Genomic DNA, 16922 nt, shown 5'->3' on the forward strand with positions numbered 1-16922 from the left:
CGTCGGAAATCGGAGATTCGAGTTCGCGTCACCTTCGCTACACTCTCGCTTGTGGTGACGGCCCAGCAGCCCGGCGCCGAGAACGCGACCCGACGCGTGCGAGTCGCGCTGCTCGACGATCACCGCCTTGTGCTCGACGGCCTGAAGGCCCGGCTCGAGCAGGGCGGTGAGTTCGACGTGCCCATCAGCGCCGCCACGTGGGCCGAGCTTCTCGACCACCCGGACTTCCCCGTCGACGTCGTCGTGCTCGACCTGTTCCTCGAAGACCGGATCCCGGTTCCTACGAAACTGCGGACCTTGTCGTCCACCGGCGCGACCACCGTGGTGATGAGCCGTCACGCCGATCCGGCCTCGATCACGTCCGCGATCCGCGCAGGGGCGCTCGCGTTCGTGCCGAAGACCGAGTCCGCGGAGGAGCTGATCCGGGCCATCCGCTCGGCGGCCACCGGCCGGTCGTACCTGTCGGAGCCGCTCGCCGCGACGCTGGCCGCATACACGCCGCCCGACGATCCTCGCCTCGGCGCGCAGGAGCAGCGGGCCCTGATGCTGTACGCGAGGGGGAACACGATCCGGGAAGTAGCAGATGAGATGAACACCACCGACGAGACCGTCAAGTCGTACATCAAGCGGGGCAGGCGGAAGTACCGTCGGGTCGGGATCGATCTCGGCACACGGGTGCTGCTTCGTCGCCACGCAGTGCGCGAGGGCTGGCTCGCACCGGATCAGCCATGACCGCCGACCAATCCTGACGCGAGCCCGCTCTGATCCGCGCGCGCTTCCCCGCCGTCCCCGCGCTCCTCGCGGTGGTCACCCTCACCGGCTGTGTTGCGGCGGCGCCGGCACAGCCGTCGGCGTCGACGTCCGAGCCACGCGTCTCGGTGGCACTCGTGCAGAACCGCAGCGACGCGCCGGTGAGACGGCTGCAGCTCCGCGTCACCAACGAGTCGGCGGAGGAGCTGCGGATCCGGACGGCGACGCTCGAATCCACCGCGCTCGCGGCCCCCGCGGTGTGGGAGAAGGGCACGACCGTGCCGGCCGGGGCGACGCGCGACCTTCCCGTGCAGTTCCCTGGCGCCAGCTGCGCGGACGGCGAGCCGCAGACGGTCGTGCGGATGGAGGTGGAGACGGCTGCCGGACCGGCCACCGTCGAGGTGCCTCCGGCCGACCCGAACGAGCGGATGCCGCTGCTCACCGAGACCGACTGCTTCGCACAGGACGTCGCCGCCGCAGGGCGGGTGTCGCTGGCCGGCCTGCGCGTCGGGGATCCCTCCGAGCCGGCGAAGCTCGAGGTGCGGGTCGAGTCGGCCGGCGGCGACACGGACCTGCGGGTCGACTCCATGGAGTCCACGGTGCTCTTCAATCCGCTCGACGCCTCCGGCGCACCGTCCGCCTCCGGCGAGGTCGGCCTGGAGCTGCGCGGCGGGGACGCCGAGGCCACTGCGCTCGTGCCCATCGTGCCGAACCGGTGCGACCCGCACGCGCTCGCCGAGGACAAGGTCGGCACGCTCTTCGTGTTCGCCGCGGAGGTCGAGGGTGGCCGGTCCGGCGAACTGAGGCTGCAGGCGTCGCCTGAGCTTCGCGCCGACCTGTACGAGTACTTCACCCGCGCCTGCGGCCTCTGAGCCGTTCCCCTCACGCCGCGATGGACAGGCGGGCACGGATCCGCCACGCGCATGCGGCACGGATCCGCCGTTCGCGCCCCGCACGCACCCGCGGGAGTTCGCGGTTCTGAGCGACGCTCATCCCGCTGCACCCCGCGTGTCGCGCCCCCGTGTCCCCCGCCGAACCGCAGAATTCCCAGCGGGGGGAACGAACACCGATGGACCTGATGACGCGTGAGCGGGATCGCCTGCTGCACCGCACGGCCCGCGCCTACGGGATCTCGTTCACCGTGGTGTCCGCGCTCTGCCTGAGCGTGCCGGGCGCCGTGGGCATCGACGTCTATCTGGTCTGCCTGCCGCTCTACGCGCTCCTCGCCTCCTTCCAGTTCCGGATGGGCCGGACCCTCTCGGCGCGCTGGGGGCTCGCCGCCCTCGTGATCGGGCTCGGCATCCTCGTGCTGGTCGCGTCGCCGGAGGCGGCTCCCCCCGGAGACGCCGGCGTGCTCGCGATGACGATCCTCGCCGCCGCATCCCTGGGGTCCTCTGCGACGGCGCTCGTGGTGTCGGCTCGCCGGCTCTGGGTGCTGGGCGCATCCTTCCTCACGACTGCCGCCGTCGTCACCGCACTGACCTTCCGGCTGCAGGATCCGTTCGAGACCGTCGCGGTCGTCACGCTCGGCTGGCTGCTGGCGGCGCTGCTCGGCGTCTGGATCTGCTCGGCGGTGCCGCGAGCGGTGCAGCGCATCGCCAGCATCGGCCGGGCGCACCGCGCAGAGCGCCAGGCCAGCGAACTGGAGGCGCAGCGCCGGCAGAGCGCCCGCCTGCTGCACGACACCGTGCTCGGCACGCTGACGCTCCTCGCCCACTCGGGCGTCGGAGTGTCCCCCGCTGCGCTCCGCCAGCAGTCCGAGGAGGACGCACAGCTGCTGCGACAGCTGCGGCTGGGCGCGAATCCCTCCCCGTCGCCGTCCGCACCCGCAGCGCTGCAGCAGCCGGTCGCGGAGACCGTGCTCGGCACCACGCTGGAGTCGGTCAAGCGCCGGTTCGGCCGGATGGGCCTCGAGGTCAGCTGGCACGGCACCGGGCAGCTGCTGCTGCCGAGTGAGGTGCTCGACGCGTTCCTGCTTGCGCTCGCCGAGTGTCTGGAGAACGTGCGCCGCCACTCCGGCGTCACCAACGCCCACGTCACCATCACGGATGACGAGACGACGGTCCGCGCCCTCGTCACCGACTCCGGCGTCGGCTTCGACCTCGACGGCGTCGAGGACGACAAACTCGGCTTCAAGGAGTCCGTCGTGGGTCGCCTCGCCGAGGTCGGCGGCAAGGCGCGCCTGTTCTCGGCGGCGGGTTCGGGCACCACCGTGGTGCTGGAGGTGCCGCGATGACGTACGCCTACCCGGAGGAGAACACCCTCGGCGTGCCGCTGGCGCGACGTGGGCGGCGCTCCGCCCGTGCGGCGAGCCGCACCGTGAACCGCGCCAGCCAGGCATACCGCGGCAGCCTCGGCACCTCGTACCTCGCCGCCGGCGCCATCGTCCTGGTCGCCCTCCGCGCCATCTACGGGCTCGCCTGGTTCGCCGGCTACTGGGAGAGCTACCCCGAGCCCCTGCTCGCCCTCGCGGCGTGGCTGGCGCTGCTCGCGACGGGCCTCTTCGCCGTGGTGGAGCTCCGCGGCCCCGGGGAGCACCTCTCGGGCGGCAAGTTCGCACTCTTCCTCGTCGGCATCACCGTGGCGACGGGGCTGGACCTCGTCGCGGTGTGGGGTCTGGGCGACATCGGCCGCTACGCCACCGCCTCCGTCGCCGCCGGGATGGCGCTGCTGCTGGTGCTGACCCTGCGCGGCGCCGTGGAGCTGCTGATCTCCGCTGGGCTGCTTGGCGCGGTGCTCGCCACCGCGATGGTGCTCGAGACGGGGATCTCGACAGCGCACCTGGCGCAGCAGATCGCGACGCTCGCCTTCGCCGTGCTCCCCACCGTCATCGGTGTCGTGCTCGTGCACGGGTTCCGGCGGATGATGCAGGTCGAACTCGACCGCGTGCTGGTGCAGAGCACCGTCTCCGCACCCCGATTCGCCGTCGGCATGCTGGCCTCGGAGGAGCTCGCCCGGCTCGACCTCGACGCCGAGAAGCTGCTGCACTCCATCGCGAACGGAAGCGTGCCGCTGCCGCTCGACGGGCGCACCGCATCGAAGGCGGCGTCGCTGGCCACAGAGCTGCGCCTGCACCTCATCGAGGGCCGCCGGGAGACGTGGCTGTATCACGCCATCACGGAGTCCGACCTGCTCGGCAAGTCGGTGACGCTCAGCGACCCGGGGTCCCTCGCCGGCCTCCTCGACCCGCGCCAGCGCGACGGCCTGCTGTCGGCGGTCTGGCTGCTCGTCAGCGACAGCGCGAAACCGACGTCCGCCCGCACCGCTCAGCTGACGCTCGGTCCGGTCGTTCCGGAGACCGACTTCCAGAGCTCGATCCGCTTCCCGATCGAGATCCAGACCACCGGGGTGTCCCGCGCCCGTGTCGACCCGTCGGTCTGGGAGGCGCTGGGTAAGGTGGGCTCCTACTTGGACTCCAGCCGCAACTCGAGCCTGCGGGTCGAGATCCTGTGCGTCGTCGCGCGTCCGAGTGACGTGCACACGCCGAGCCGTGACGCCGGCCGTGACACCACCCCTGAAGACTCCACCCAAGAAAATCCGAGTTCGGCGGCACCTGCGCCGATGGAGAGATAGAGGCACACCGTGTTCGACGCCACCCCGAAGATCCGGCTCGCGCTGGTCGATGACCACCGCATGATCCTGAGCGCACTCACCGAGTGGATCCGCAACGCGGCCGACGACATCGACATGGTCGCTGCCGTCGCCACGTGGCCGGAGCTGCTCACCCACCGCGAGTTCCCGGTGGACGTGGTGCTGCTCGACCTCGATCTCAAGGACAACATCCCGGTGTCCCTGAAGATCTCCACGCTGAAGACCACGGGCGTGAAGGTGGTGCTGATGAGCACCTACTCGGAGCCGAACGTGGTGCGGGAAGCGCTCGCGGCCGGCGCGCTCGGCTACCTGGTGAAGAGCGAGGATGCCAGCATGATCGTCGAGGCGATCCGCTCCGCGGTGAAGGGCGAGTCCTTCATCTCGGCGGAGCTCGACCTGGCGCTCAACGCGAACGACATCGGCGGCTCCCCGAAGCTCTCGGCGCAGGAGCGTCGCGTCATGGCCCTCTACGGCGGCGGTGAGCCGGTGAAGAGCGTCGCCTACCAGCTGGGCATCTCGGAGGAGACGGCGAAGAGCTACCTCAAGCGGATCCGCGAGAAGTACCGCATCGCGGGCTTCGACGTCGGAACCAAGGTGGGCCTCCGCAAGCGCGCGATCGAGGACGGCATCCTGCTCGAGACGGGTGTGCCGCGCGAGTTCTGAGTTCCGCGCTCGCCCGACGTGGCCCGGCTGCCTCACGGTGGCACGGGCCACTTCGGCGTTCCGGGGCAGGCCCGCCGGCCCGCATCCTCCGATCCGGCCTGCCGGAGTGCGCTACAGTCCGGGCAGCGGGATCGGCTGCGTACGGGGCACGGCGGGCACCTGAGAGGCGGGAGCCGCCGCGCGGGAGGTCAGCACGCTGACCGCAACGAGGAGGACGCCGGCGGCGCAGGCGACGAGCCCCAGCCACGCGGGGGCGACGTAGCCAAGGCCCGCCGCGACGACGACTCCCCCGAGCGCGGCGCCGAGGCTGTTCCCGATGTTGAATGCGGAGTGGTTCACCGCCGCGGCGATGCTCTGGCTGTCGCCGGCGACATCCATCAGCCGGGTCTGGATCGCCGGGGACAGCGCCGCGCCGGTCGCGCCGATGGCGAACAGGAAGAAGAACATGCCGGCCGGGCTGGCGGCGGTCAGCGCGTACCCGAGCAGCGCCAGCGCGAACAGCCCGAAGCCGAGGAACAGGGAGCGCACCACATTGCGATCGGCCAGCCATCCGCCGAAGAGGTTGCCGACCGTCATCCCGGCACCCATCGTGATGAGGGCGATCGGCACGAGCGACGGATCGAGCCGGGCGAAGTCGGTGACGGCCGGCGCCACGTAGGTGTAGACCGCGAAGAATCCGATGAAGCCGACCGAGCCGACGCCCAGAGCGAGCCATACCTGCAGGCTGCGGAATGCGCGCAGCTCCCGGCCCATTGTGGCGGCCGGATCGCCGGCCTGCTTCGGCACCAGCAGCCGGATCGCGACGAACGTCGCCGCGAAGATCGCCGCCACAGCGAAGTAGGCGACGCGCCAGCCCGCCACCTGGCCGAGGAGCGTGATCGACGGCACCCCGACCACATTCGAGATCGTCAGCCCCGACATGACGAGCGCGACACCCTGCCCGCGCTTGCCGGGTCCCATGATGTCGGCGGCCACGAGGGACGCGATGCCGAAGTACGCGCCATGCGGGAGCCCGGCGACGAAGCGGGCGGCGAGGACGGTCTCGAAGGTTGGCAGCAGTGCCGACGCGACCGTGGCGAACGTGAAGGCGGCGGCGAGGCTCAGCAGCAGGGTCCGCCGTGGGAAGCGGGCGGAGAGCGCCGCGATGGTCGGGGCCCCGACCACGACGCCGAGCGCGTAGGCCGAGATGAGGATGCCGGCCTGACCGTTCGCCTGCTCGGGCGAGCGGCTGTAGAGGCCCGGGAGCAGGTCCGCCGCGAGGTTCGGCAGCAGCCCCATCGCGACGAACTCGGTGGCGCCGATGCCGAAGCCGCCGAGGGCGAGGGCGAGGAGCGCGAGGCGGGCGCGGCCGGGGGTCAGCGACACGGGAGCCAATCCGGAGGAACGGGAGGGGACGGGCTCACCGTCGAGCCCCGCAAGTCTACGGGGCGCGTCTTTCGGTCGGACGCATCCGGGATCAGCGCACGGTGATCAGCCCGGGGTGATCAGCTCATGGCGCGGGCACAGTCGATGCAGTGCTCCGCCTCGGGCCGCGCCTCCAGACGGTCGACTGCGATCTGTCCCCCGCAGCGCAGGCAGCGGCCGTATGCCGCGCCGTCGATCCGCTCGAGGGCGCGGTCCACCGCGGTGAGGCGGCTCCGGGTGGCGTCGCGGAGCCCGGCGATCCGCGACCAGTCCGACGAGAGGGTGGAACCCTCCGGGTCGTGCTCGTCGTCGGCGGCGTCGGCGCGCGCCCCGCGCACCAGGTCGAGCTCCGCCGCCTCCTCGCGCAGGCGCTCTCGCAGCGTCGCACGCCGTTCGAGCAGCGCGTGGCGCAGCTCGGCGAGCGTGCCGGCGGGGAGCGGAGTGGCATCGGTCATGGTGCGCCCATCGTAGGGCGCACCATGCCGACGTCTCAGGCCTTGGAGAGGGTCGTGGTGACCGGCGTGGGGTTCTCGAACAGGTCGAGCACGGGGCAGTGCCCGTCGACGGCGTTCTTCAACTCCTCGTAGCGCTCGAGCGTCTCGGGTCCGGTGATGCGGATGTCGAGACGGACCGCGCCGAAGCCGGGGCGCACGCTCTCCTCGATGCCGAAGAGCCGGCGGGCGTCGAGATCACCCTCGGCGACGATGTCGATCTCGTCGACCTGGATGCCGAGCGCGTGCGCGTAGAGACGGTAGACGACGACCTGGCAGGAGAGCAGCGCGCCGAGCGCGAACTCGACGGGGCTCGCGGCGACGTCGTCGCCGGCGAGTGCGGCGGGCTCGTCCACCGTGAACACGTGCTTGCCTGCGGTGATGCGGGTGGCGACCGCGCCTTCGCCGGCCGCCTTCACCCGGTAGGTCAGCTGGGCCGAGGCGGTGTCGGCCGCGATGCGCTCCCCCCACGCGGTGGCTGCGGCGGTGAGGCGCTCAGCGCGCTGCTGGGCGATCGATGCGGTATCTGATGCGGTGTCGAGAAGGGTCATGCGGCGACGGTATGCGGGCCGCGCCGACCTCGCGAGCCGCATCGACACGCTGCGAAACGGAACGCAATCCTGGGTAACACGCCAGGAGCGTGCGCTACTCGGCCGACTCGAGCGCCTGCTCGAGCCGCTCCACCTTGCCGGTGAGCTCGCCGGTGCGGCCGGGCCGGATGTCGGCCTTCAGCACCAGGGAGACCCGGGACCCGAACTCGCCGACCGCCTCGGTGGCCCGCTTGACGACGTCGAAGACCTCGTCCCACTCGCCCTCGATCGTGGTGAACATGGAGTCGGTCTCGTTGGGGAGTCCCGACTCGCGCACGATCCGCACGGCGGCGGCGACGGCGTCGTGAACCGAGCCGTCGGAGCGGCCGGTTCCGCTCGGCGCGACGGAGAATGCCACCAGCATCGTTCTTCCTCCTGTCCGGGCGGTTTCCCGCCCCTGCACACGAGGCTACGGCTCGAGGGTGAGAGCGGGTTCCGAGTTCCTGGACGGGCCGGCGAGCACGCTTCCCTCCTGCGCGCCGCGAGCGCCCAGCCGCCAGAGCTCCCGCACCGCCCAGGCGAGCAGCACGAAGTACAGCAGATTCCGCATCGTGAGGGCGACCAGCATCAGCGGATGCAGGGCCAGCAGCGCCCCGTACAGATGCGGATAGACGATCTGGGTGAGCCCCGCGAGCATCAGCGTCAGCGCCGCCGGGACACGGAACGGGCGCGCACGGGCGAGCGTGCCGGCGAGCACGGGCACCGCCAGCCAGGCCACGAACTGCGGCGAGCCGACCTTGTTGACCGCGACCAGCGAGACCACCAGCGCCAGCGCGAGCACCGGGAACAGCTCCTCCCCCGCCGCGCCGGCGCGGAACGCGCGCCACCCGAGCCAGAGCACCGCGAGGACGGCGAGTGCGAGGGCCGGGGTCACCAAGGAGGCCGCGAGGCCGACGCCGGGCCCATCGACCTGGAAGGTCAGGATGCGGGTGTCGTAGTAGATGCGGGTGCCGCCGGTGGCCAGCGCATGCCACAGCCACGGGGTGGCGACCGGCGCCTCGATCTGCATGCCGCGATCCGCCTGCGTGGTGAGGAAGCTGAACACGTGCAAGCCGCTGCCGTAGAGCTGCGCGATCAGCAGGACCAGCAGGCTGGTGACTCCGGCGGCGACGAGCACTCTGGCGCGGTCGCGCAGCGCCACCACCGCGGCGAGCACGAGAGCGGCCGGCCACACCTTCATCCAGGCGGCGACCGCCAGCAGCACGCCAGCGACGGCGGGCCGCCTTCTCAGCCACAGCACCGCGACGAGCGCGAGCGGCACGGTGACCGCGTCCAGCCGCCCGATGGCGATCGGTCCGAGCAGCGCCAGGAATGCGAGCCACCACCAGGCGGCGCCCTGGTTGCGGCCGGTGCGGCCGACGCCGGTGAGCAGCGCGAAGGCGCCGGCGTTCAGCGCAAGAACCAGGGTCAGCCACGTGCTGCTGTAGTACTCGAAGCCGGCGACGGCCGCCGCCAGCATGGGCAGCAGCGCGAGGATCGGGTACACCCACTCGGCGTGGATCCCCACCCAGTAGTCGGAGTAGACGGCTCGCTCGATCCATCCGCGGTAGACCCAGCTGACGTCGCCGAGCGGCAGGCTGGGTGAGGTGAGGTTCACCAGCCCGAGCCAGAGGTGGAGCAGAGCGAACGCGGCCCAGAGCACCAGACGCCGCTCGGCCAGCGCTGCCAGCGCTGCCAGCGCCGGCCGGCGTCGGGTCACGCGCGCGTCCCGAGCAGGTGCGCGATCGTGGCCGGCAGCGCGGCCGCGAGATCGAGCACGGTGACCGGTCCGCCGTTCGAGGCGCGGTCGCCGGCGATGCCGTGGATCACGGCCGCCGCTGCGGCGAGCCGCGGCAGCACGGCTCGGTCCGCCAGGATCTGGTCCGAATGCGTGGCGAGCAGCGCGCCGAGCACGCCGCCGAGGGCGTCGCCGGAGCCCGCCGTCGCCAGCCATGGGGTCGCGCTGCGTGCCTTCAGCAGCACGCCGTCCCCGGCGACGTGGGTGACGAAGCCCTTCAGCAGGACGGTGACGCCGAGCTGCTCGGCCGCACGCGATGCGAACCGGGCGGGGTCGGCGGCGATGTCGGCCCGCTCGGCCCCGAGCAGCCTGGCGAGCTCCCCGTAGTGGGGTGTGATCACGACGGGTCCCGCCGCGTCGCCCACCAGGTCAAGCGCCCCGGCGTCGATCACGGCCGGAAGATCCTCGCGCAGGGCGTCGCGCAGCAGCGCGGTCTCATCGCCGGTCCGGGACTCGGCGTCCATGCCGCTCCCGACGAGCCAGGCCTGCACGCGGCCCCTCCCGCTCACCGCCTCCGGGCGGCGGGCGAGCACCAGCTGCTTCGCGGATTCCGGACCGACGTACCGCACCATCCCGACGCCGGTTCGCAGCGCCGCTTCCACACCGAGCACCGCGGCACCCGGATACTGGGCCGAGCCGGTCATCACGCCGAGCACGCCGCGCGAGTATTTGTCGTCGCCCTCGTCCGGCACCGCGATCAGCTCGGCGGCCTCCTCGGCGCGGAAGAAGTCGGTCACGGAACCGACCATAGTTCGATCGGGCGGTAGTTTGAGCGGATGAGCATCAGCATTCCAGGACGCGTCGTGCTGTTCGACTACGGCGAGGTGATCTCCGTCTCTCCGTCCCGGCAGGACCGGGACGAGCTGCTGACCATCGCCGGTGTCGACCCGGAGCCCTTCTGGCGGGCGTATGACGGTCACCGCGACGAGCTCGACCGCGGCACGCTGTCGGTGCCGCAGTACTGGGCGCGGATCGCCGAAGACGTCGGCGCCGGCTGGCCGCTCTCCACCGTGCACCGGATGTGGACGGTGGACTTCCGCTCCTGGATCACCGTGGAGCCCGGCACGGTCGACCTGATCGACCGGCTGCACCAAGGCGGCACCCGGATCGCGCTGCTCTCGAACGCCGGCTTCGACTACTCGTCGCCGTTCCGCTTCTCCCCCATGGCGCAGTGCTTCGAGCGGATGTTCGTGAGCGCCGAGATGCTGAGCCTGAAGCCGGACCCGGAGATCTACCTCGAGGTCGCGCGGGAGCTGGCTGTGGAACCGGAGCAGCTGGTGTTCATCGACAACAAGCTCGTGAACGTCGAGGGTGCCGCGGCCGTCGGCATGACGGCGCACCATTTCACCACCGCGGACGGGCTTCGCGCCTTCCTGGAGTCGCTCGCCGCCTGATCCCGCGGATCCGCCGGACGCGCGTGCCGTCAGACCGCGGTGTGCGCTTCATCGGTGTCGGTGGTGCGGGCTCTCTGCCGGCGGGCACGGTCCAGCCTGCGCATGACCGGGGTCGCGCCGACGCCGTGGATCAGCACCGATCCGACGACGACGAGCGAGACGATCGCGAAGAGCCGCTCACCGCCGGGGAAGTCGCCGTTCTGCAGCGCGTACGCCACGTAGTAGAGCGATCCGACGCCACGGACGCCGAAGAACGCGATGACCATGCGCTCCCGGGAGCCCGTCTTGCCGCCCGCCAGCCCGATCAGGCCGCTCAGCGGCCGGATCACCAGGAGGAAGGCCAGGGCGATCAGGATCTCGGCCCACCCGATGTCCGCGAAAAGGCCCCGGGAGATCGCGCCGCCGAGCAGCACCAGCACGGCCACGGTGAGCAGTCGCTCGATCTGCTCGACGAACTGATGCATCACCGCGTGATAGCCGTGCTCCCGCTCCGCGGCGCGGACGGTGCAGGCGCAGACGAAGACCGCCACGAAGCCGTATCCCTCCGCCAGCTCCGCGGCTCCGTAGGCGAGGAAGGTCGCAGCCAGCGCCACGAACCCCTCGGTGCTGGTGAGATTGAGCCGCTCGCCGACGCGCGAGAAGAACAGCCGGCCGAGCAGCCACCCCACCGCCAGTCCGGCGAGCAGACCGATCCCCAGCCGCCAGAGGACGTCGACCGCGAGCCACTCGGGCAGCCAAGCCGACGGCGCTGCACCCACGAGGCTGATGGCGATCGCCGCGTAGGTGAACGGGAACGCCAGCCCGTCGTTCAATCCCGCCTCGGAGGTCAGCGCGAACCTCGCCTCGTCATCGTCCTGCTCCGAGTCGGTCATCGGCTCATTGACCTGCACCTCGCTGGCGAGCACCGGGTCCGTCGGCGCCAGCGCCGCGGCCAGCAGCACCGCGCCCGCCACGCCGAGGCCGAGGGCCGCCCAGCCGAGCACGCCGACGAGCAGCATGGACAGCGGCATCGTGATGGCGAGAAGCCGCCACGTCGATGACCACGACCGCCAGCCCGGCTTCCGATTGAGCGCGAGGCCCGCCCCCATCAGCGAGATGATGACGCACACCTCGGTCAGGTGCACGGCCACCTCGACGTGCTCTGTCGGGTCGGGATCCGGGAGGCTCGGCACGAGCGCGAAGCCGACGACCCCGGCAGCCAGGAACACCATCGGCATCGAGAGCGGCGCCCGCCCGAGCAGCCGGGGAAGCAGCGCCGCGCCGAGGGTGGCGACGCCCACCGCGGCGAAGACGGCGGCGGGGCCGTCGAGCTCGAACTCCACCGCGGGTCAGAGCCTCGCGCGGCGGGCTCGAACCACGCAGTACACGCCGTAGGCGATGAAGCCGACGCCGACGGCGATCAGGACGGCGACACCGTACGGCAACTCAGCGAGCGCGAGCAGGGCCGCGTCGAGCCCGGTCGCCTGCTCCGGATCGGTGGTCACGGCGGCCACACCGAACAGCACGCCCACCACCACCAGTGCGATCCCCTTCGCCACGTACCCGGCGACGCCGACCACTACTGTCGCGTCCCCCGCGGAGCCGGTCGGCGTGCGGATGTCCTCGAGGAACTTCTTCCGCACTCCCTTGACGATGAAGAAGCCACCGACACCGATCACCAGCGCCGCGAGGAGCAGCAGCAGCAGCACGCCGAACGGCTGCCCGAGCAGGCGGGCCGTGAAGTCGCGGGTCGAATCGCCACCCGAGGAGCCGCCTGGCACGGCGAATCGGAGGGCCGACACCGCAAGGGAGAGGTAGACGACCGCCTTGCCACCCTCCTTGACCCGTCCGATCCAGCGCCGCTTGGTGTCGGCGTCGCGCACCAGCAGCGTCTCCAGCAGCTGCCACAGGCCGAGAGCAGCGAAGCCGACCACCATGACCCACAGCAGCGCGCCGCCGCCGGGGGTGGACGCAAGGGCTGAGAGCGCGCCGGACTGGTCGGGATTGTCTCCCGTGCCGAGCGCCACCGCGATGGCCAGTCCGCCGATGACCCCGTGCAGCAGTCCGTTGACCGCGTAGCCGATCCGTGCGCCGAGTTCCACCGGGCGGCTGTTCGCCGCCTTCCGAAGCGGCGATCGCGCCGATGAGCTCACCATGCCGTCAGCATATTGGCGAGGATGCCCGCCTCCCAGCCTCCGCCCGGATGCCCCGAGCGAATTGGCGGGCGGTTGGGAGGAAAGCAGACTCAGCGACGTCTCGTGGCGTCCTGCACCTCGCCGACGAGCTCCTCGAGGATGTCCTCGAGGAACACCACGCCACTGGTCGCGCCCTGCTCGTCGAACGCGCGCGCCACGTGCACCCCGGTGCGGCGCATCGTGGCGAGGGCGTCCTCGAGGTCGGTGCCGCGGAAGATGGAGATCAGCTGGCGGATGCGCTTCGGCGGCACCGGCTCGGTGAACTCCTCCTCGTCCAGGTCGATCACATCCTTCAGGTGCAGGTAGCCGGTCGGCTCGTTCCGCTCGTCGACGAGCACATACCGCGAGAACCCGCGCTGGGCCACCGCGCGCTCGATGTCCGCCGGTGTCGCATCCTCGGGGAGTGTGACCAGCTCGCTGGTCCGGAGCGTGATGTCCTCGACCTTCTTCTCCGTGAACTCGAACGTCGCGAACAGGGCGCCGGTGGTGTCTTCGAGCACGCCCTCACGTGTCGAGTGCCGCACGATGGACGCCACCTCGTCGAGCGTGAAGGCGCTCGTCGCCTCATCCTTCGGCTCGACGCCGAAGAGCCGCACGATGGCGTTCGCGATCGCGTTCAGTGACCAGATGATCGGCTTGAACACCCGGGCGACCATCACGAGCGGCGGCGCGAGCAGCAGCGCGGCACGGTCGGGAAGCGAGAACGACAGGTTCTTCGGAACCATCTCGCCGAGCACCACGTGCAGGAACGACACGACGACCAGAGCGATCACGAACGCCACCGTGGCGACGACGGACTCGGACCAGCCGGTGATCGCCAGCGGCACCTCGAGCAGGTGGTGGATCGCCGGCTCCGACACGTTCAGGATCAGCAGCGAGCAGACGGTGATGCCGAGCTGGCTGGTCGCGAGCATCAGCGTGGCGTGCTCCATCGCCCACAGTGCCGTCTTCGCCGCCCGCGACCCGGCCTCGGCGCGCGGCTCGATCTGCGAGCGCCGGGCGCTGATCACCGCGAACTCGGCGCCGACGAAGAACGCGTTGACGGCGAGCAGGATGCCGAGCCACGCGATCCCCCACCAGTCGGCGGCGCTCATGACCGGCCTCCCGCACGTGCGGATTGCGTCTCGGCGCGCTGCTCGGGACGCGGGGTGAAGCGCACCCGGTCCACCCGCCTCCCGTCGAGACGCTCGACGCGGAAGACTCCGGCATCGATCTCGACGTGGTCGCCGACCACCGGGAGCCGGCCGAGCTCGCTCATCAGCCAGCCGCCGACGGTCTCGTACGGCCCATCCTCCGGAACCGTCACTCCGGCGCGCTCGAGCAGCTCGTCGGGGCGCAGCAGCCCGGGGAAGGTGAGCCAGTCGCGGCTGCGCACCACGTCGACCCGGCTGCGGTCGTGCTCGTCCGAGACCTCGCCGATGAGCTCCTCGACGAGGTCCTCGAGCGTCACCACTCCCGCCGTGCCGCCGTACTCGTCGACCACGATGGCCATCTGGTAGCCGCGCTGGCGCAGCTCGGTCAGCAGGGAGTCGAGCCGCATGGTCTCCGGCACGCGGAGCGCCTCGGTGGTCAGCGCGCCGACGGGCACGTCCGCGCGCTTCTCCCGCGGCACGGCGACGGCTTGCTTGACGTGGACCAGACCGACGACATCGTCGATGCCGTCGTCGGTCACCGGGAACCGGGAGAAGCCCGTCCGGACGGCGAGCTGCAGGACGTCCTTCGCGGTCTCGCCGCGCTCGATGCTCGTCACCCGCGGGCGCGGCGTCATGACGTCCTGCGCGGTGTGGTCCGCGAACGCCAGCGTGCGGGCGAGCAGCGTCGCCGTCTCACTGTCAAGGCTTCCCTGGCTTGCGGACCGGCGGACCAGGGAGGAGAGCTCCTCTGCGGTGCGCGCACCGGAGAGCTCCTCCTTCGGCTCGATGCCGACCGCGCGCAGCAGCCCGTTCGCCGAGTTGTTGAGCAGGGACACCGCCGGCCGGAACACCGTGGTGAACAGCGTCTGGAACGGCACCACCACCTTCGCGGTCGCGAGCGGCAGGGCGAGCGCGAAGTTCTTGGGCACCAGTTCGCCGATGATCATCGAGAGCAGGGTGGCGAACAGCACCGCGACCACGGTCGCGATCGGCTCGACGCCGCCCTCCGGCAGCCCCAGCGCGGTGATCGGTCCGCTCAGGATCGCCGAGAAGGCCGGCTCGAGCGTGTAGCCGGTGAGCAGCGTCGTCAACGTGATCCCGAGCTGTGCGCTCGACAGGTGCGTTGAGGTGATCTTCAGCGCGTTGATGGTCGGGCCGAGACGCTTCTCCCCGCGGTCGCGGCGCTCCTCCAGGTCCGCCCGGTCGAGGTTGACGAGAGAGAACTCACTCGCGACGAAGAGGCCGGTTCCGACCGTGAGGACCAGGCCGATGAGCACCAGAAGCCACTCAGGCACAAGCGGCTCCCGTGCCGCGGCGGGGCAGGCGCCCGACACCGCGGGGCTCGCGGAACCGAGCCGCTATCGCGGGAAGGGAGGGCGCCGGCGTATGAGACGGAGGGTCATCCATTACCGGGGAGTATACGGCCACTCCCCCTCCGCCGACCCGGGAACCGGGACAGAGCAGGCCGCTACCAGCTGACCGGCAGCGCCTTGCCCTCCTCGTAGCCCGCCGCGCTCTGCAGTCCCACGAGTGCGCGTTCACGGAACTCTGCGACGGTGCGGGCGCCCGCGTAGGTGAACGAGCTGCGCAGTCCGGATGTGATCATGTCGAGCAGGTCCTCGACGCTCGGGCGGTGCGGGTCGAGATAGATCCTCGAGCTCGAGATCCCCTCGGCGAAGAGCTCCTTGCGGGCGAGCTCGTACGGGTCGAGCCGCCCGAACCGCTCCTGCACCGCCTTCGTGGACGCCATGCCCCAGCTCTGCTTGTACAGCCGCCCGTCAGGCTCACGCTCGAGCTGCCCCGGCGCCTCGATCGTGCCCGCGAACCACGAGCCGATCATCACGGACGACGCTCCGGCGGCGAGCGCCAGCGCGACGTCACGCGGATAGCGGACCCCGCCGTCCGCCCACACTCGGGCGCCGATGCCGAGCGCCGTCTCCGCCGTCTCGAGGACCGCCGAGAACTGAGGACGGCCCACCGCGGTCATCATGCGGGTGGTGCACATCGCACCGGGGCCCACTCCGACCTTCACCACATCCGCCCCGGCGCCGACGAGGTCCCGCACGCCGTCCGGGGTGACGACGTTGCCCGCCACCAGCGGCACACCCAGCTGCAGCGCAGCGACCTTCTCCAGGGCGCGCAGCATCCCGTCCTGGTGGCCGTGCGCCGTGTCGAGCACCAGGGTGTCGACACCGGCCTCGGCGAGGGCCTTCGCCTTGCCCGCGACGTCCCCGTTGATGCCGAGCGCTGCAGCCACCTTCAGCCGGCCCTTCCGGTCCACCGCCGCCGTGTAGAGGGTGGAGCGGAGCGCGCTCTTGCGGCTCAGCGTGCCGACGACACGCCCGTGCTGCACGACGGGCGCGAAGTCGAGCTCTGCGGCGACCATCACGTCGAACGCCGCACGCGGGTCATCGACGTCCTCCAGCTCCAGAGAGGTGAGCGGACCGTGGAGCAGGTCGCCGAGACGGGCATCCGGGAGCGCGCTGCCGAGCCGCGTCGCCGCGATGCACCCGAGATAGCGGCCGTCGTCATCCTCGAGCACCACTCCGTGTCCGGTCAGGGCCGGGAGCAGCGACAGCGCCGTCGAGACGGTGTCGTGGGCCGCGAGCCGCAGGGGTGTGTCGAACCAGGTGGGCTGATCCTTCACCCAGCGGATGGCGGCATCCAGATCCTGCAGCGGCATGTCCTGCGGCAGCACACCGAGCCCGCCCCGCCGTGCCAGGGTGGCCGCGAGCACCGGCCCGGTGACCGAGTTCATGTTGGCCGAGACCACCGGGACGGTCGCGCCGGTGCCATCGTCCGGCGCAAGATCGACCTCCAGGCGGCTGGTCACGGTTGACCGGCTCGGCACCAGGAAGACGTCCGAATACGTCAGGTCGTCGCCGGACGTATTCCCGTAGAAGCGCATGAATTAAGGGTACCCGCCGGGAGGGTGCCCCCAGCCTGAGCCGTTAC

The 16922-nt window shown here is 71.3% G+C and carries 17 protein-coding genes; 6 read left to right on the plus strand and 11 right to left on the minus strand.

The annotated features are described in order from the left end of the window. The first annotated feature begins 54 nt into the window (after positions 1-54). The 5 genes from ACFFGH_RS24900 to ACFFGH_RS24920 all read left to right on the plus strand — a co-directional run bounded on the left by ACFFGH_RS24900 (position 55) and on the right by ACFFGH_RS24920 (position 5004). Positions 55-732: a response regulator gene (locus tag ACFFGH_RS24900; RefSeq protein WP_386673382.1), complete on the plus strand. Its 678-nt coding sequence runs from the start codon at positions 55-57 to the stop codon at positions 730-732. 71 nt (positions 733-803) lie between these two features. Continuing rightward, positions 804-1622 carry a hypothetical protein gene (locus ACFFGH_RS24905; RefSeq protein ID WP_386673384.1) on the plus strand — a complete coding sequence of 273 codons (819 nt, stop codon included), beginning with the start codon at positions 804-806 and terminating at the stop codon, positions 1620-1622. A gap of 197 nt (positions 1623-1819) precedes the next feature. Continuing rightward, positions 1820-2986, plus strand: coding sequence for a sensor histidine kinase (locus ACFFGH_RS24910; RefSeq protein WP_386673386.1), 1167 nt, complete (start codon positions 1820-1822; stop codon positions 2984-2986). Further along, positions 2983-4323 carry a hypothetical protein gene (locus ACFFGH_RS24915; protein WP_386673388.1) on the plus strand — a complete coding sequence of 447 codons (1341 nt, stop codon included), beginning with the start codon at positions 2983-2985 and terminating at the stop codon, positions 4321-4323. The genes ACFFGH_RS24910 and ACFFGH_RS24915 overlap by 4 nt, the downstream gene beginning before the upstream one ends. A gap of 9 nt (positions 4324-4332) precedes the next feature. Beyond that, complete coding sequence (locus ACFFGH_RS24920) at positions 4333-5004, plus strand: response regulator (protein WP_386673389.1); 672 nt, start codon at positions 4333-4335, stop codon at positions 5002-5004. A gap of 111 nt (positions 5005-5115) precedes the next feature. On the opposite strand, the gene ACFFGH_RS24925 is transcribed toward ACFFGH_RS24920, so the two are convergent. The 6 genes from ACFFGH_RS24925 to ACFFGH_RS24950 all read right to left on the minus strand — a co-directional run bounded on the left by ACFFGH_RS24925 (position 5116) and on the right by ACFFGH_RS24950 (position 10003). Then, on the minus strand, positions 5116-6369 hold the full coding sequence (locus tag ACFFGH_RS24925) for an MFS transporter (RefSeq protein ID WP_386673391.1): 1254 nt from the start codon (positions 6367-6369) through the stop codon (positions 5116-5118). A 119-nt stretch (positions 6370-6488) separates the two neighbouring features. Then, complete coding sequence (locus tag ACFFGH_RS24930; protein ID WP_386673393.1) at positions 6489-6863, minus strand: TraR/DksA family transcriptional regulator; 375 nt, start codon at positions 6861-6863, stop codon at positions 6489-6491. Between the two features lie 35 nt (positions 6864-6898). Continuing rightward, the gene (locus ACFFGH_RS24935) at positions 6899-7450 is read right to left on the minus strand and encodes an OsmC family protein (protein ID WP_386673394.1); all 552 of its coding nucleotides are present in this window, start codon (positions 7448-7450) and stop codon (positions 6899-6901) included. 94 nt (positions 7451-7544) lie between these two features. Further along, positions 7545-7853 (minus strand): thiamine-binding protein, encoded by a 309-nt coding sequence (locus tag ACFFGH_RS24940; RefSeq protein WP_386673395.1) that lies wholly within the window; start codon positions 7851-7853, stop codon positions 7545-7547. A gap of 45 nt (positions 7854-7898) precedes the next feature. Then, on the minus strand, positions 7899-9188 hold the full coding sequence (locus tag ACFFGH_RS24945; RefSeq protein WP_386673397.1) for a glycosyltransferase 87 family protein: 1290 nt from the start codon (positions 9186-9188) through the stop codon (positions 7899-7901). Further along, positions 9185-10003, minus strand: a complete 819-nt coding sequence (locus ACFFGH_RS24950) for an ADP-dependent NAD(P)H-hydrate dehydratase (protein ID WP_386673399.1) — start codon at positions 10001-10003, stop codon at positions 9185-9187. Before ACFFGH_RS24950 ends, ACFFGH_RS24945 begins: the two co-directional genes overlap by 4 nt. Positions 10004-10042: 39 nt before the next feature. Here ACFFGH_RS24950 and ACFFGH_RS24955 point away from each other — a divergent pair, with 39 nt between their 5' ends. Next, complete coding sequence (locus tag ACFFGH_RS24955; protein ID WP_386673400.1) at positions 10043-10660, plus strand: HAD family hydrolase; 618 nt, start codon at positions 10043-10045, stop codon at positions 10658-10660. Between the two features lie 29 nt (positions 10661-10689). On the opposite strand, the gene ACFFGH_RS24960 is transcribed toward ACFFGH_RS24955, so the two are convergent. The 5 genes from ACFFGH_RS24960 to guaB1 all read right to left on the minus strand — a co-directional run bounded on the left by ACFFGH_RS24960 (position 10690) and on the right by guaB1 (position 16875). Continuing rightward, the gene (locus ACFFGH_RS24960; RefSeq protein ID WP_386673402.1) at positions 10690-11982 is read right to left on the minus strand and encodes a cation:proton antiporter; all 1293 of its coding nucleotides are present in this window, start codon (positions 11980-11982) and stop codon (positions 10690-10692) included. Between the two features lie 6 nt (positions 11983-11988). Continuing rightward, entirely contained in the window at positions 11989-12795 is an 807-nt protein-coding gene (locus ACFFGH_RS24965; protein ID WP_386673404.1) for a DUF1206 domain-containing protein, read from the minus strand. Between the two features lie 89 nt (positions 12796-12884). Continuing rightward, a complete protein-coding gene (locus ACFFGH_RS24970; protein WP_386673406.1) occupies positions 12885-13928 on the minus strand; it encodes a hemolysin family protein in 1044 nt (347 codons plus the stop codon). Continuing rightward, positions 13925-15262, minus strand: a complete 1338-nt coding sequence (locus ACFFGH_RS24975; protein ID WP_386673407.1) for a hemolysin family protein — start codon at positions 15260-15262, stop codon at positions 13925-13927. The genes ACFFGH_RS24970 and ACFFGH_RS24975 overlap by 4 nt, the downstream gene beginning before the upstream one ends. Positions 15263-15435: 173 nt before the next feature. Continuing rightward, positions 15436-16875 (minus strand): GMP reductase, encoded by a 1440-nt coding sequence (guaB1, locus tag ACFFGH_RS24980; protein WP_386673409.1) that lies wholly within the window; start codon positions 16873-16875, stop codon positions 15436-15438. Between the last annotated feature and the right edge of the window lie 47 nt (positions 16876-16922).

The sequence above is a fragment of the Lysobacter korlensis genome (genome assembly GCF_042434515.1).